The organism is Rhizobium sp. 10N427 (assembly GCF_056394605.1).
In genome coordinates this window covers 148,723-164,170 of record NZ_JBFTID010000014.1, presented here as the reverse complement: position 1 = coordinate 164,170, position 15,448 = coordinate 148,723, and the positions used below count along the sequence as shown (strand labels likewise).

Annotated in this window: 14 protein-coding genes and 1 tRNA gene; 7 read left to right on the top strand and 8 right to left on the bottom strand. The window is 60.5% G+C overall.

Annotated elements, in window-relative coordinates; all coding sequences use genetic code 11:
* Positions 1–285 precede the first annotated feature (285 nt).
* The 5 genes from AC1DIJ_RS24645 to AC1DIJ_RS24625 form a co-directional block, all read right to left on the bottom strand.
* Positions 286–4,110, bottom strand: a complete 3,825-nt coding sequence (locus AC1DIJ_RS24645) for a vitamin B12-dependent ribonucleotide reductase (RefSeq protein ID WP_112387920.1) — start codon at positions 4,108–4,110, stop codon at positions 286–288.
* Between the two features lie 589 nt (positions 4,111–4,699).
* Positions 4,700–5,293, bottom strand: a complete 594-nt coding sequence (locus tag AC1DIJ_RS24640; protein ID WP_112387921.1) for a PDC sensor domain-containing protein — start codon at positions 5,291–5,293, stop codon at positions 4,700–4,702.
* A gap of 195 nt (positions 5,294–5,488) precedes the next feature.
* The gene (gpt, locus tag AC1DIJ_RS24635; RefSeq protein ID WP_112387922.1) at positions 5,489–5,983 is read right to left on the bottom strand and encodes a xanthine phosphoribosyltransferase; all 495 of its coding nucleotides are present in this window, start codon (positions 5,981–5,983) and stop codon (positions 5,489–5,491) included.
* A 159-nt stretch (positions 5,984–6,142) separates the two neighbouring features.
* Positions 6,143–6,985 carry a universal stress protein gene (locus AC1DIJ_RS24630; protein WP_112387923.1) on the bottom strand — a complete coding sequence of 281 codons (843 nt, stop codon included), beginning with the start codon at positions 6,983–6,985 and terminating at the stop codon, positions 6,143–6,145.
* A gap of 111 nt (positions 6,986–7,096) precedes the next feature.
* Entirely contained in the window at positions 7,097–7,873 is a 777-nt protein-coding gene (locus AC1DIJ_RS24625) for a competence/damage-inducible protein A (RefSeq protein WP_112387924.1), read from the bottom strand.
* Positions 7,874–8,096: 223 nt separating this feature from the next.
* Between AC1DIJ_RS24625 and wrbA the strand changes: the two genes are divergently transcribed.
* The 3 genes from wrbA (at position 8,097) to AC1DIJ_RS24610 (ending at position 9,863) form a co-directional block, all read left to right on the top strand.
* Positions 8,097–8,693, top strand: coding sequence for an NAD(P)H:quinone oxidoreductase type IV (gene wrbA, locus AC1DIJ_RS24620; protein WP_112387925.1), 597 nt, complete (start codon positions 8,097–8,099; stop codon positions 8,691–8,693).
* Between the two features lie 423 nt (positions 8,694–9,116).
* Complete coding sequence (locus tag AC1DIJ_RS24615; protein ID WP_112387926.1) at positions 9,117–9,380, top strand: hypothetical protein; 264 nt, start codon at positions 9,117–9,119, stop codon at positions 9,378–9,380.
* Between the two features lie 75 nt (positions 9,381–9,455).
* Complete coding sequence (locus AC1DIJ_RS24610; protein WP_112388159.1) at positions 9,456–9,863, top strand: GFA family protein; 408 nt, start codon at positions 9,456–9,458, stop codon at positions 9,861–9,863.
* A 5-nt stretch (positions 9,864–9,868) separates the two neighbouring features.
* Here AC1DIJ_RS24610 and AC1DIJ_RS24605 read toward each other — a convergent pair.
* A tRNA-Leu gene (locus AC1DIJ_RS24605) sits at positions 9,869–9,954 on the bottom strand.
* Positions 9,955–9,987: 33 nt separating this feature from the next.
* Positions 9,988–10,383 carry a VanZ family protein gene (locus tag AC1DIJ_RS24600; protein ID WP_112387927.1) on the bottom strand — a complete coding sequence of 132 codons (396 nt, stop codon included), beginning with the start codon at positions 10,381–10,383 and terminating at the stop codon, positions 9,988–9,990.
* A 177-nt stretch (positions 10,384–10,560) separates the two neighbouring features.
* On the opposite strand from AC1DIJ_RS24600, the gene ilvA reads away from it, so the two are divergent.
* The 3 genes from ilvA (at position 10,561) to AC1DIJ_RS24585 (ending at position 13,652) form a co-directional block, all read left to right on the top strand.
* Complete coding sequence (gene ilvA / locus AC1DIJ_RS24595; RefSeq protein WP_112387928.1) at positions 10,561–11,817, top strand: threonine ammonia-lyase; 1,257 nt, start codon at positions 10,561–10,563, stop codon at positions 11,815–11,817.
* Between the two features lie 37 nt (positions 11,818–11,854).
* On the top strand, positions 11,855–12,187 hold the full coding sequence (locus tag AC1DIJ_RS24590; protein WP_112387929.1) for an HlyU family transcriptional regulator: 333 nt from the start codon (positions 11,855–11,857) through the stop codon (positions 12,185–12,187).
* Positions 12,188–12,380: 193 nt separating this feature from the next.
* Positions 12,381–13,652, top strand: a complete 1,272-nt coding sequence (locus tag AC1DIJ_RS24585) for a GGDEF domain-containing protein (RefSeq protein WP_112387930.1) — start codon at positions 12,381–12,383, stop codon at positions 13,650–13,652.
* A gap of 78 nt (positions 13,653–13,730) precedes the next feature.
* On the opposite strand, the gene AC1DIJ_RS24580 is transcribed toward AC1DIJ_RS24585, so the two are convergent.
* Positions 13,731–14,345 (bottom strand): FMN-dependent NADH-azoreductase, encoded by a 615-nt coding sequence (locus AC1DIJ_RS24580; protein WP_112387931.1) that lies wholly within the window; start codon positions 14,343–14,345, stop codon positions 13,731–13,733.
* A gap of 135 nt (positions 14,346–14,480) precedes the next feature.
* Between AC1DIJ_RS24580 and AC1DIJ_RS24575 the strand changes: the two genes are divergently transcribed.
* Positions 14,481–15,443, top strand: coding sequence for a LysR family transcriptional regulator (locus AC1DIJ_RS24575; protein WP_112387932.1), 963 nt, complete (start codon positions 14,481–14,483; stop codon positions 15,441–15,443).
* The last annotated feature ends 5 nt before the right edge of the window (positions 15,444–15,448 follow it).

Genomic DNA, 15,448 nt, shown 5'->3' with positions numbered 1-15,448 from the left:
TTCGCCGTCGAAGTTGCCAAACGGGCTCGCCGTTACCTCAATGCCCCCAAAACGATAGCACAACGACTAGCCCTCATCCTGAGGCGCGCAGGGAAAGCCGGAGCCTCGAAGGACGGGGGCGGGTGAATGTCGTGGCCAACCTCGTCCTTTGAGGCTGCGCCCTGCCGGGCTTCGCACCTCAGGGTGAGGCTGGAGGGGTGCCGCATCAGGCTGGTGGCAATATCGCCCAAAGCAAAAAAATAAGGGCGCCGAAGCGCCCTTATCACATCATCGTCAGTTCAAATCTCAGCTGCAACCGCTTGTCGCGCCGCAGGTATCGCATTTCTCACACGTGCCATTCCGCACCATCGTGAAGTTCTGGCACTCGGAGCACATGTTGCCCGTGTAGCCCTGCATGATGGAGCGGGCGCGGCGTTCGGCTTCGACCTTCTTGGCTTCCGTCTTGGCGGTCGCAGCGTCGGCGGCGGCCTTGTCGGAGAAGAGGGCGGTCGCCTGCTGCTGGCTTTCGGTGGCGATCTCCTCAATCACTTCCTCGGCGATCTCTTCGGCCAGTTCCTTGGCGCGCTCCTCGTAATCGCGCTTGAAGGCGACGATTTCGGAGGTGGAGATGGCAACCGTTGGTTCCAGCTTGCGGGCGGCAGCGCCGGCAAACGAGGTGACGGTCGCGGTCGAGGAGGCGCGGGCCGGAGCAGCGGTCGCCGAACCCTTCGGTTCGCCGGCAGCCTGGCGTTCGCCGTTCGAAACCAGCGTCGGCTTGTAGCCGCGGGTCCAGCCGGTCGAGACGAGGTTCGTCTTGCCTTCCTGGATGCCCTTGCCGAGCGCCGTGTTCGAGAAGTCGGACGTATCGACATGCGCGAGGTCATGGCGGCCGAGATAGGAGACAGCCAGTTCGCGGAACACGTAGTCGAGGATCGACGTGGCGTTCTTGATCGCATCGTTGCCGATGACCATGCCTGCCGGCTCGAACTTGGTGAAGGTGAAGGCCTCCACATATTCTTCGAGCGGCACGCCATACTGGAGACCCAGCGAGATAGCGATGGCGAAGTTGTTCATCATCGCACGGAAGGCGGCGCCTTCTTTGTGCATGTCGATGAAGATTTCGCCGATACGGCCGTCGCCGAATTCGCCGGTGCGGAGATACACCTTGTGTCCGCCGACGGCAGCCTTCTGGGTGTAGCCCTGGCGGCGGTTCGGCAGCTTTTCACGTTCGCGGGTGACGCGTTCGACGACACGCTCGATGATCTTCTCGGTGATCGTCACGGCCTGAGCCGCGACCGGCTGCTGCAGCAGATCCTCCAGCGCATCCTCGTCGCTTTCGTCCTCGATCAGCGACGCGTTCAGCGGCTGCGACAGCTTGGAGCCGTCACGGTAGAGGGCGTTCGCCTTGAGGCCGAGCTTCCAGGAGAGCATGTAGGCGCTCTTGCAATCGTCGACCGTTGCGTCGTTCGGCATGTTGATCGTCTTGGAGATCGCGCCGGAGATGAACGGCTGGGCAGCCGCCATCATGCGGATGTGGCTGTCGACCGAGAGGTAACGCTTGCCGATCTTGCCGCAGGGATTGGCGCAATCGAAGACGGCAAGGTGCTCGTTCTTCAGGAACGGTGCGCCCTCAAGCGTCATCGCACCGCAGACGTGAACGTTGGCCGCCTCGATGTCCTTCTTCGAGAAGCCGAGATGGTCGAGCAGGTTGAAGCTCATGTCGCCGAGCTGCTCGTCGGAAACCTTCAGGGTGCCCTTGAGGAAATCGGTGCCGAGCGTCCACTGATTGAAGACGAACTTGATGTCGAAGGCCTGCTTGAGCGCGCCGTTGACCGCTTCGATCTTCTCGTCGGTGAAGCCCTTGGCCTTCAGCGAGCCGGGGTTGATGGCCGGTGCCTGGTTCAGGTTGCCGTGGCCGACTGCGTAAGCTTCGATCTCGGCGATCTGGCTTTCGGAGTAGCCGAGCGTGCGCAGCGCTTCCGGAACGGCGCGGTTGATGATCTTGAAGTAGCCGCCGCCGGCGAGCTTCTTGAACTTCACCAGTGCGAAATCAGGCTCGATACCGGTCGTGTCGCAATCCATGACCAGGCCGATCGTGCCGGTCGGCGCGATAACGGTTGCCTGAGCGTTGCGGTAGCCATGCTTTTCGCCGAGCTCGAGTGCCTTGTCCCAGGCGCTCTTGGCGTGTGCGGCCAGATCCTGATCCGGGTTTTCGGAGTGGATCAGGGCGACCGGGTTGATCGACAGGCCCTCGTAGCCGGACGTCTCGCCATGGGCGGCGCGGCGATGGTTGCGGATGACGCGCAGCATGGCTTCGCGGTTCGGCTTGAACATCGGGAACGGACCGAGTTCAGCGGAGATTTCGGCCGACGTGGCATAGGAAATGCCGGTCATGATCGCCGTCAGCGAGCCAGCGATGGCACGGGCTTCGTCGGAGTCGTAGGGAATGCCCGACGACATCAGCAGGCCGCCGATATTGGCGTAGCCGAGGCCGATCGTGCGGTATTCGTAGGAGCGCTCGGCAATCTGCTTCGACGGGAACTGCGCCATCATCACCGAGACTTCGAGAACGACGGTCCAAAGGCGGACGGCATGCTCGTAATCTGCAATATCGATGCGCTTGGTTGCCGCGTCCTTGAACTGCAGCAGGTTGAGCGAAGCAAGGTTGCAGGCCGTGTCGTCGAGGAACATGTATTCCGAGCACGGGTTGGAAGCACGGATCGGGCCGGCAGCCGGGCTGGTGTGCCAGTCGTTCATCGTCGTGTTGAAATGCAGGCCCGGATCGGCCGATGCCCATGCGGCATAGGAGATCGACTCCCAGAGGTCGCGGGCCTTCAGCGTCTTCATGACCTTGCCGTCCTTGCGGGCGGTCAGGTTCCAGTCACCGTCGTTCTCGACAGCGCGCAGGAAGTCGTCCTTGATCGAGACCGAGTTGTTGGAGTTCTGGCCCGAAACCGTCAGATAGGCTTCCGAATCCCAGTCGGTGTCATAGGTCTTGAACTCGAGGTCCTTGTAGCCCTGGCGGGCGAACTGGATGACGCGGCCGATATAGTTTTCCGGAACCTGATCCTTCTTGGCAGCGCGGATTTCGCGCTTCAGGGCGGGGTTCTTGTTGGCGTCGAAGCAATCGCCGTCATCGCCGCCGTCGCAATTGACGCAGGCCTTCATGATCGCCTTCAGATGCTTGGCGACGACCTTGGAACCGGTAACGAGGGCAGCAACTTTCTGCTCTTCCTTGACCTTCCAGTTGATGTATTCCTCGATATCCGGATGGTCGATATCGACGACCACCATCTTGGCCGCACGGCGGGTCGTGCCGCCGGACTTGATGGCGCCGGCAGCGCGGTCGCCGATCTTCAGGAAGCTCATCAGGCCGGAGGAGCGGCCGCCGCCGGAAAGGCGTTCGCCTTCGCCGCGCAGGTAGGAGAAGTTGGAGCCGGTGCCGGAACCGTACTTGAAGAGACGGGCTTCGCGGACCCAGAGGTCCATGATGCCGCCTTCGTTGACGAGATCGTCTTCAACCGACTGGATGAAGCAGGCATGCGGCTGCGGATGTTCGTAAGCCGACTTGGACTTGGTCAGCTTGCCGGTGAACGGATCGACATAATAGTGGCCCTGGCCGGGGCCATCGATGCCGTAGGCCCAATGCATGCCGGTGTTGAACCACTGCGGCGAGTTCGGGGCAACGCGCTGTGTGGCAAGCATGTAGGCAAGTTCGTCGCGGAAAGCAGAGGCATCTTCCTCGGACGAGAAATAGCCGCCCTTCCAGCCCCAGTAAGTCCAGGTGCCGGCGAGGCGGTCGAAGACCTGACGGGCGTCGGTCTCGGAGCCGTATTGCTGATCCTTCGGCAGATCCTTCAGCGCCGCTTCATCGGCAACCGAGCGCCACAGGAAGGAAGGAACGTCGTTTTCCTCGACCTTCTTCAGCTTGGCGGGTACGCCGGCCTTGCGAAAATACTTCTGCGCCAGAATGTCGGCGGCAACCTGCGAAAACTGCGCGGGAACATCGATGTTCTCGAGGCGGAAGACGATCGAACCGTCAGGGTTCTTGATCTCGCTGGTCGCCTTGCGGAATTCGATCTCCGTATAGGCGCCCTGATCTGCCTTCGTAAAACGCCGTTCGATGCGCATGTTGCCTAACCTCTAGATTGCGCGCCCCGTCCCCGATGACCAAGGCGCAAGTTTCCTCATCCGGCAGCGCCGTAAAGAGCGCAGCCAGTTCTCGTATCCGTATCGTGACAGGGGTGTCATCCGGAGATGTCTTTCCTGTATCTTGTGGTGATGATGGCTGCTAGCACTAAATATAGTATTAACAGCTTATTTTCGCCAGCCCCGGATGTTGTTTTTGGAGCCAAAAAATCGCGCGCAAAAGCCGTCGAGGTGCACACCCGCGATGGATACAACACCCTGATTCTACGCTCGTTTTTTGAAGAGAACCGGCCTCGTTACTTCCGGTCCAGCTGCCGCCGCAACATCGAAGCCTATTAAGTTTGAAACAGGCGATTCCGTCAAGGGGTGGTTTTTAACGAAGCGTTCACCACAAGATATTGTGGATGGGGCTGTGGACAGTGGGGAAAAGCCCGGAGGCCATGTTTTTCAAGGGCTTGCAGCGGATGGAACCGCCAATGATACCGGTGTCATCAAAAAAACACGAATTTCCAAATCTTACGATGGCTATTGCGCCCCAAATCGGCATTGCGATTCGGAATGCGAAGAACGCTCAGATCGCGTCCAACGCGATCGTTACGGTGGCGATGCCGATCGCCGCACCATTCTCGTCGCGGATCGTGAAACTTGCCTGTGTTTCAAGGATTTGCGTGACATCGTCGCGTTCGGCGCGGTCGATGAAGATCTCATCCGAATCGCTGGCGAAGGTTCTCAGATATTTATTTTCGTCGCCCTGCCAGTAATCCACGGTCGGACGGCTCTCGCCGACATTCAGTCCGTTTTTATCGGTCACAAAGAATTCAATGATGATGCCCTGCGAATTGTCCTGTTCGGCCTTGAGGTATCGCGAGACCGGTTTCGCCGAGAGATTGGTCAGCATCTGGTATTGACCGGTCTCGATCTCGGCACGGTAGGTGGAATCGAGCACCTGGATGTCGGTTTTGCTGACATCGCCGAATTTGATGTTCTGGTCCTTGATCGCCTTCATGACAACAGGATCCTTGACCATCGGCCGCACGACCTTATCGACATATTCCCGGACCACCGAGATATAGGCAGGTTCTGCAAGGGCAGGGGAAAAGACAGCAGTTGGCAGGATCGAAAGCCCTGAAGCCACGACCGCAATAACCCAACCCCGGTACCGCATTACCCTTCCTTGCTGCGCGCCCAGAGGCACGCCGTTGCCGGCATATATCTGTGGCAGGGGCAGATTTGCCGGCGCGCCCTTGTGCCGTTAATCTGTGGATGCCCTTGCCGAGCACCCACTATACGTTCGCAATATTACTAAGATAACAATCAATGCCCGCACCAGCTGCGCCGGTCGGAAATATCATCCTTAGGTTTATTTGGGGCCTTTTGCAATCGGTTCCTGATAGGTGAAACCCATATCCCACGGGAAATAGATCCACGTATCCTGGCTGACCTCGGTGACGAACGTATCGATCGTCGGCACGCCCTGCGGCTTGGCGTAGACGCAAGCAAAATGCGCCTTTGGCAGCATGCGGCGCACCTGGGCGGCGGTCTTGCCGGTGTCGGTCAGATCGTCGACGACGAGAATGCCTTCGCCGCCATTCTGCTGCAGTTCCGGTGCGATCCCCTTCAGCACGACCATTTCGCCCTGGTTGACGTAATCGTGGTAAGAGGCGACGCAGACCGTTTCGATCAGCCGGATGTTCAGTTCGCGGCAGATGATCGCTGCCGGAACCAGCCCGCCGCGGGTGATGCAGACGATGCCGGTGAATTCCTTCTTCAGCCCGGCGATGCGCCAGGCCAGAGCACGGGCGTCGCGGTGGAACTGATCCCAGGAAACGGGAAAGGCTTTATCGGGAAGGGACATGGGGCTGCTCCACGGCATGAAAGAAAGACCGCCGGCGACCTTGGGCTGACACAAACGCAAATCGCGCAGCCGGGGCTGCGCGAAAAGTGCCGGAACCCGTCACCGGTCGCCTGAAATAGCGGGATTTGCGGTCAAAACGCAAGTCCCGCCCAGATGTCATCAACGGGAGAGCAGCGTTAGCGCCGTCATCGACTGCAGCAGCGACTTGGTGGTGCCGCCGAAAATCAGCTGCCAGAGGCGCGAATGGGTATAGGCGCCCATGACCAGCAGATCGACGCTGTTGTCGGAAAGCCGGTTCTCGATGACTGACGACGCGCTCTTGTTGGCGCTTTCGGCGGTGGCGAGGCTGACCTTGACGCCGTGGCGGGCCAGATTTGCGGCGATATCGGCACCGGCCATGCCGGCACTCTGCGTCGCCGTATCGACCGGATCGACCGAGAACACCTCAACTTCGTCTGCGGCTTTGAGGATCGGCAGGGCATCCAGCGTGGCACGCGCCGCTTCCTTAGAGCCGTTCCAGGCAACCAGTACCCGCTTGATCGGCTTCGGCGTGCGCAGGATATAGGGGATCATCAGCACCGGACGCCCGCTCTCGAACAGGAAGCTGTCGACATCGACATGGCTGTCGGAAGGCTTGGCGGGGTCGGCCTGCGAGGCAATCAGCAGGTCGGCGCTGCGGGCGGTTTCGATCAGCGGCGCCGAGCCGTAGCCGGTCGCGGTTGCAAAGCTTCGCCATTCGAAGGGCACGCCGCTCGCCTCCGCCTTCTGCCGGAAGATGCGCTCGACCTCGAGCGTTTCGGAATGTGCCATGTCCTGCAGCGCTTGAACGGCAACCGGATCCGGGATCTCCATCGGCGCAACCAGCGGAACCGCAGACAGCGTCTCGGCATGCAGCCCGATCACATGGGCATTGTTTGCCGCTGCAATCGAAAACGCGAAATCTGCCACGGTCGCGCTGTTATCGGCAGTATCGAGAATGGCCAGTATGGTTTTGTAGGACATATCAATTCTCCTTGGGCGGCTGAAATGAACTTCCGCGTCTAAAGAATGCTTTCGATGGTGCTCCGGTTCCTTGACTGAGATCAAAGGCTTGGCGGCAAAAGGCCGCGTGTCTCAAGCTTCGGCGGAATGGTTTTCGCCAATCGCCTTGGCCTTACGGATATCCTCGATCATCGCTTCCACCTCCTTGCCGGCGGCGTCGATGACGTCCTGCGAGCGGCCGCGCACGACGATCTCGGTCGAGAATTTCTGGCCGACATAGCGCGGGTAGGAGCCGATGCTGGTCTCCGGATGCGCCTTCTGGATCGCGGCCAGCGGCGTGCCGATATCACCCTCGCCATAGGGGCAGTCGATCGCCAGCGACAACACCTTGGCGCCGGTTCTCAACGTCGGCAGAACATTGCCGATCATCGCCTGGAAGACCTGCGGCACGCCGGCCATCACATGGACATTGCCGATGATGAAACCCGGTGCCGTCGAGACCGGATTGTCGATATGGGCAGCACCCCGCGGCATCCGCGCCATCCGCTGGCGAGCTTCGGTGAACTCCATCTCGCGGCGCTTGTACATGTCTGCGAGCAGTGACATAGCCTTCGCATCGTGTTCGCAGGGCACGCCGAACGCTTTGGAAATCGCATCCGCCGTGATGTCGTCGTGGGTCGGGCCGATGCCGCCGGAGGTGAAGACGTAGTCGTAGCGGCCGCGCAGCGCATTCAGCGCCTCGACGATCGCGTCCTCCTCGTCGGCGACGATGCGGACCTCCTTGAGATCGATGCCCGATAGCGTCAGGAGATCGGCGAGATAGCCGATATTCTTGTCCTTGGTACGGCCCGAAAGCAGTTCGTCGCCGATGGCGAGCATGGCGGCAGTCACGATGGTCTGATTGGTCATGGAAACAGTCCGGAATGAAAATCGTCCGCTATAGGTAGCGCCGATTGCGCCGCTTGCAAATGCGGCGGAAAAACTGTTCGAAAATCACAAAAATAAGACAGCAAGCACTTTTGCGTCTTCATACAGTGAACACTGAGTTCTGTTTAGGCGGGCTGTGCCATGGACGCGCGGCTGATAGAACCGGCACCGGTTACAAACTCAATCAACCCAGACGGAGCTTGAAATGGCAAAAGTCCTCGTTCTCTACTACTCGGCTTACGGCCACATCGAAACCATGGCCTATGCCGTAGCTGAAGGTGCGAAGTCGGCTGGCGCCGACGTCACCGTCAAGCGCGTACCGGAACTGGTGTCCGAAGAAGTCGCCAAGGCTTCCTATTACAAGCTCGACCAGAAGGCCGAGATCGCAACCGTTGACGAACTCGTCGAGTACGACGCGATCATCGTCGGCGCCGGTACCCGCTTCGGCACCGTTGCCTCGCAGATGCGCAATTTCTGGGACCAGACCGGCGGTCTGTGGTTCGGCGGCAAGCTCGTCGGCAAGGTCGGCTCGATGTTCACCTCCTCGGCGACCCAGCACGGCGGCCAGGAATCGACGATCCTCGGCTTCATCCCGACCTTCCTGCACCACGGCATGGCTTATGCCGGTCTTCCCTATGCCTTCCAGGGCCAGATGGGCACCGAAGAAGTCAAGGGCGGCTCGCCCTACGGCGCATCGACGATCACCAACGGCGACGGCTCGCGCCAGCCTTCCGAGATCGAACTCGAAGGTGCACGCTTCCAGGGCGCTCACGTTGCAAAGCTTGCAGCCAAGCTCGCCTAACACCTATTGACGCTGATCAATGAGAACGGCGCGGCCTCGGCTGCGCCGTTTTTGCTGGGCGTATCAGCCCAGATTATGAAGCTGTGAAGTCAGGGCAAGAAAAGACACTGCCGCGATCGCCGTTGCGAAAATACAGGCCGCAGTCGCTTTGTAGAATCTCAGACGTTTCGTTCTGACGCCATCCCAATCGTATACCACCGTCTTACTCCCACAAGACAATCTCTACACATGCGCCGCATCGTCATTCTTGGCATCTTGCGCCGGCCAATCAATCGCCAGCGCCCCGTTCTGCACAATATACAAGCACATTCGAACGCGATGATAAAGCCTTCGGCATTCTGGCGGACTGCGCAAAAATGGTGCAGTCGCCGGTGACGCCCTACCATCGCGTCCTATATGACGGATTTCAAAGGAGATTCGCCGATGCGCGCCGCCGTTTTTCTGATGCTTCTGCTGCCGCTGGCGGCCTGCAACACCACGATGCCGCCGCCCGAGCCAATGCGCGGCAGCCTGACCTATGGCAACAGGGTGGTCTATTATGGAGCAGCGCCCGGCCACGTGGTCGATCACGAATTCCCCGACAAGTTCGGCTATCGCGTCTTCGAGAAATATGTGGTGCAGCCCGACGGCACACTGAAATTGATCTCGCGCCGGACCGGCTCCGACTATTGGAAGATCCATCGCTGAGCATCGCCGCCGTTTGACTTCGCTGTGATCCGCGCCAGCTTTTTCGCGCTGAGCCTGTTCCCCGGAGTTTCGCGCATGGTGACGAGAATTGCCAAATGCACCTGCGGCCAGTTGCAGATAGCGGTCGAAGGCGAACCGCTCGGCGTCGGTGTCTGCCACTGCTTCGCCTGCCAGAGCCGGACCGGCAGCGTCTTCGCCGCGCTCGCAGCCTTCGGTCCCGATTATAAGGTGACCGGCCGGGCCACCGACTACATTCGCACCGGCGACCAGGGCGCCAGATTTCGCTTCCGCTTCTGCCCGGTCTGCGGCAGCAATCTCTATCACACGGAGGAGGGCGAGGAGCATCGCTCGGTGGCGGTCGCCGTCGGCGCCTTCGCCGATCCGGATTTCCCGCCGCCACGGGATTCGGTCTACGATTGCCGCAGGCACCGCTGGGTAAAGCTGCCCGATGGCGTCACCGTCTATGAAAAGGACCCGGAGTAGAGGCTTGGTGCGGGCGGCGGGGATCGAACCCGCATAGCCTAAGGCCGAGGGATTTTAAGTCCCTTGCGTCTACCAGTTTCGCCACGCCCGCAGCGCGCGCTTCTCAATCAACGACATCAGCGATTCAGTCAAGGGCGGCGCTGGAGGGAGCGGGGTCCGCTGGCTCTTTGGGAGCCGAATTGCGGGCACGGATTTTCAGGAGGCCGTGGGCGGCCATGGCGCCGATCGCGGCACCGATGCCCTTGATGATGCCGTCGTGCAGGCGAGCGTGGCGGCTGGGCGAGAAATATTGCAGCGCCTCGATAGCGACGGCGCCGAAGGCGAGCAGCAGGACGATAAGCTTCCATTGCTTGGGATAGCCGAGCACGAAGATGAAGCCGGTAACGGCGTAGGCGAGCGCGCGGTCGAAATCGACCGTGGTCATCGTGTGCGGGCGCAGGCTGATCGGCGATATCGTGACGAAGACGATCGCGGCCAGCACCAGCCAGGCCAGCGGTCTCATGATTTTCGGTGTTGTCATTCCGTCACATTAGCAGCGCGGCCTCATGGGTGCACTGCAAAAAACCGTGTCCGCGCCGTGTTGTGGAAAGCGAGCTTAAGAAATGCTTGCCGCAACCGAACCGCCGCGGCCGCTTTCAGGCTTTCTTTCGGCCCGCGCTCTATGTCATAGCGGACCCTCGAAATGAGGAATGGACCGATGACCGTCAATCGTCAGGATGTTGAAAATGCCGGGGAGGCGCTGCGCAGCCTGTTTCCGGCAACGCCGCTGCAGCTCAATGATCATCTTTCGGCGCGCTATGGCGCGGAGATCTGGCTGAAGCGCGAAGATCTCTCGCCGGTGCGTTCCTACAAGATCCGCGGTGCGTTCAACTTCTTCCGCAAGGCGATTGCCGAAGGCGGCGAGGGGCGCACCTTCGTCTGCGCTTCGGCCGGCAATCACGCGCAGGGCTTTGCCTTCGTCTGCCGCCACTTCGGTGTGCCTGGCGTCGTCTTCATGCCGGTGACCACGCCGCAGCAGAAGATCGACAAGACCCGCATGTTCGGTGCCGAATTTATCACCATCAAGCTTTATGGCGACTTCTTCGACCAGTGCTACAAGGCGGCCCGCGATCACGTGGAAGCCATCGGCGGCGTCATGGTGCCGCCATTCGATCATGAAGACATCATCGAGGGGCAGGCGACGGTGGCCGCCGAAATCATGCAGCAGCTGCCCGATGGCAAGGTCCCCGACATGATCGTCATGCCGGTGGGCGGCGGCGGTCTGGCGGCCGGGATCACCGGTTATCTGGATGGCATCGTGCCAAAGTCCGGTTTCGTCTTCACCGAGCCTGCGGGCGCTGCGAGCCTCAAGCGCAGCATCGAGGCGGGTGAGGCGGTGACGCTCGCCAAGGTCGACAACTTCGTCGATGGCGCTGCCGTGGCCCGCATCGGCGATCTCAATTTCGCAGCGTTGAAGGATTTTCCGGCCGATCAGGTGATGCTGATGCCCGAGAATGCGATCTGCGTGACGATCTCGGAAATGCTGAATGTCGAAGGCGTGGTGCTCGAGCCCGCCGGCGCTCTGTCGCTAACGGCGATTGCTGCGATGGACCCGGAGGCTATCCGCGGCAAGACCATCGTTGCCGTCGTCTCCGGCGGCAATTTTGACTTTGAGCGCCTGCCTGATGTCAAGGAGCGCGCCATGCGCTACGCGGGCCTCAAGAAATACTACATCCTGCGCCTGGCGCAGCGCCCCGGAGCGCTTCGCGATTTCCTCAATATGCTTGGCCCGGACGACGATATCGCCCGCTTCGAATATCTGAAGAAGACGGCGCGCAATTTCGGCTCGATCCTGATCGGCATCGAAACCAAGGCGCCTGAGAATTTCGCGACACTGATCGAGAACTTCGACAAATCGGGCATGGGCTTCGAGGACATTACCGAAAACGAGATCCTGGCAAACCTGATCATTTGACTTTGCGGCATCAAGTCCCTCGTGTTAAAGGCGAAACATGGCTTCGATATTCTCCAGCATTTTTTCGATGTTCTCAGGTGGCGGCGACAAGGCGGCTGCGAGCAGCGGCAGCAGCAAATCCGTTGAGCCGCAGCTCTACGGCGACTGCGCCATCTATGCCGAACCGCAGAAGGAAGGCGGCCAGTACCGCCTGGCAGGCCGGATCGAGAAGGGAGCAGGCGAGGATGTGCTCGTTCGCACCTTCATCCGCGCCGATATGTTCTCCTCGCTCGACGATGCCAATGAGTGCACCGTGCGCAAGGCACAGCAGATCATCGACCAGCACGGCGCGTCTCTTTTCGGCGACGGTGTCAAGCAGCGCCAGGTCTAGGTTCGCCTAGCGCCGGATACGGGCTTCTGTCACTTAATTTTAAGTGATTTCCGCCAAAGGTGCTGCGAAGGGAATCGCAGGATCATTTCGTGGTTGCTCCAACCCGCTCTCCATCCGGACTGGCTCATCGCCCGCATGCGCGCCCTGCGCAGGCGGTGAATGATGCGCGGAATTCGCCTGGGAGAGCGCCGCGATGATCGAAGCCACCAATCTCGGCCTCTTCGTTCTTGAAGCCATCGGCTATTTCGCGCTGATGGTGACACTCCTGCACTTCAGAAACCGCCTGGGCCTTGGTGTCTTCGTCGCCGCGCTCGGCGTGATGCATTTCATGGAAACCTATCTGGCGGCGGTCTTCTACGTCTCGCTGCCCTTCGGCGTGGCATCGCCAGGCTCTTCGGTGTTCTTTGCCGGTAAGCTGATGATGATCCTCATGCTCTATCTGCAGGAGGATGCCGCAACCGTCCGCCAGCCAATCTATGGTCTCTTCATCGGCAATCTGCTGACGGTGGCAATCGCCTGGATCCTGCAGCTGCACCACACTATCCAGCTTTCGCCCGGCAATGAGGCCGATTTCGGTTTCCTCAAGGAAATGGGCTGGCTGATGATCTGGGGCACGGCACTGCTTTACCTGGATTCGATTGGCATCATCCTGCTCTATGAGCGGCTCGGCCGTTACATCCGGCGCAAAGTCATCCTGCGCTTCATGATCTGCGGTTTCGTGCTTCTGACCTTCGACCAGGTCGGCTTCTTCGGCGCGCTGCATTATTTCATGGACGTGCCGCTGGCGGCTTTCTGGGATGGCTGGAAGGCGAAAATGTTCGCCGTCCTGATCTACACGGTGCTGTTCGCAGTCTACGAGATCTATGTCAGGCGCGATCGCCTGCCGTCCTCGGCGCGTTCGATCAGCGACGTCTTCGGGGATCTGACCTTCCGCGAGCGCTACAACGATCTGCTTGACCGCAGCGGACGCGATATCCTGACCGGTGTCTATGACCGCGGCCGTATGGAGCTGGAAGCGCCGGTGATGATCCGCGAGGCGCTGCGCCAGGGACTGCCGGGAACGGTGATCATCATCGATGCCGACCACTTCAAGGACGTGAACGACAATTTCGGTCACCTGCAGGGCGATGAAGTGCTGAAGGCGATTGCCGCGCGCCTCGGCACCATTCTGCGCTCGGCCGACCGCGTCTTCCGCTTCGGCGGCGAGGAATTCGTCGCCATCTGCCCGGGAACCGATCAGGAAGAAGGCCTGCTGGTCGCCGAACGTCTCCGCTGGACGATCGCCACCAGTGTCAAGACGCCCGACGGCAAGCCGGTGACCGTCAGCATCGGCGTCGCGACGGCCGACGAAGACGGCGTCAGCTTCACGACGGTTCTCTCTGCCGCCGACGACCGGCTCTACCAGGCAAAGAAGAGCGGCCGCAACTGCGTAGTCGGCCGCTCCGGTCTCGTCAAGGTCAGCTGAATTTCCGAAGGCCATAGCCGGACAATGAAAAACGGCCGGTGGTGAACCGGCCGTTTTCTTTGGGGATGCGTCGAGCCGTTAAGCGGCGAGGGCGATTTCTTCTGCGCGGGCCTTGGCGGCGCCGATTGCCTTTTCGGCCGCTTCTGGACCGAAGGCCAGGCCTTCGACATAGATGGTCTCGACGTCAGTGATCCCGAGGAAGCCGAGAACCGACTTCAGGTACGGAACGGCATGGTTCATGCTGACGGCTGGGCCCTGCGAATAGACGCCGCCCGAAGCGAGCACCACATAGACCTTCTTGCCGGTGGCAAGGCCAACAGGGCCGTTTTCGGTGTAGCTGAAAGTGCGGCCGGCACGTGCAACGTTGTCGATCCAGGTCTTCAGCGAAGAATAGATGTTGAAGTTGATGAGGCCGGTGCCGATGACGATGGTGTCGGCGGCCAGCAGCTCGTCAACCAGCGCGTCGGAGGTCTTGACGGCTTCGGCTTCCTGCGCGGTGCGCTGGTCGGCAGGCTTGCGGATGGCGGCGGTGAAGAGGTCATCGATATGCGGCAACGGGTTGGCGGCAAGGTCGCGGCGAACAACGACGCTGCCGGCATTCTGGGCGGCGATCTTGTTGGCGAGATCGGCAGCGATCGTCGTCGACAGCGATTCAGCGCGCGGGCTGGAGGTCAGAAGAAGGATGGAAGACATGGCAGGCTCCTCATTTCGAATTGGGTTTGCCGCGGCAGCAAGGGAGGTTTGCCGTGGCTTCGACATGAGAAATAGGTCTGGCCAGCTATCTAAAAAACTGGGATAATATAGATCGAAACTATCGATGGATTAGATATGCTCCCGAACCCCACCCTCGACCAGCTGCAGGTGTTTCTGACCGTCGCCGATACCGGCAGCTTCTCGGCCGCCTCGCGCGTGCTGAACCGTGCGCAATCGGTGATCAGCTACACGATCGCCAATCTTGAGGCGCAGCTGGAGGTCGAGCTTTTCGAGCGCTCCGGCGCCCGCCAGCCGAAGCTGACCAAGGCCGGCCACGCGATGCTCGCCGACGCCCGCCGCCTGGTCGCCGATCTGGAAGTTATGCGCGCCCGCGTGAAGAACCTCAAAGAGGGACTCGAAGCTGAACTGTCGATCGCCATCAGCGTCATGGTGCCGTCGCAGGCCGTGGTGATGGTGCTACGCGAATTCCGTGTCAAATTCCCGTCGGTGACCGTCAACCTGATGGTCGGCGAGCTCGGTGAAGTCATGAACATGGTGGCAACCGGCGATGCGACCGTTGGCATCGGCGGCGCACTGATGAAGCAGGACGATACGCTGGTTGCAGAGCGGATCGGCCATTCCTTCATGATCCCCGTCGCCGCGCCCTTCCATCCGCTCGCCAAGCTTCGCAGGCCGTTGACGCTTTCGGACGTGCGTGAAGAGGTTCAGATGGTGGTGCGCGATACGTCTGGCATCACCAACGGCCGCGATTTCAACGTGCTGTCCTACCGGACGTGGCGCGTCAGCGACATCGCCATCAAGCACCAGCTGATTGCAGGCGGTCTCGGCTGGGGTGGTCTGCCGGCTTCGGTGTCACGCGACGATTTGAATTCCGGCAAGCTCGTGCAGCTCGATCTTCCTGCCTATGAGCAGGGCGAGTACCCGATCTACAGTCTTCACAAGATCGCCAATCCCCCGGGTCCGGCCACCGCCTGGCTGATCGATCGCTTCCGCAATCTCCTGTCGATGTGCCCGAGCCACAGCGAATTCCAGGAGCAGCTTGCCGCGCTGACCTCGGTGCAGGAAGCGGCAGAATAGGCCGG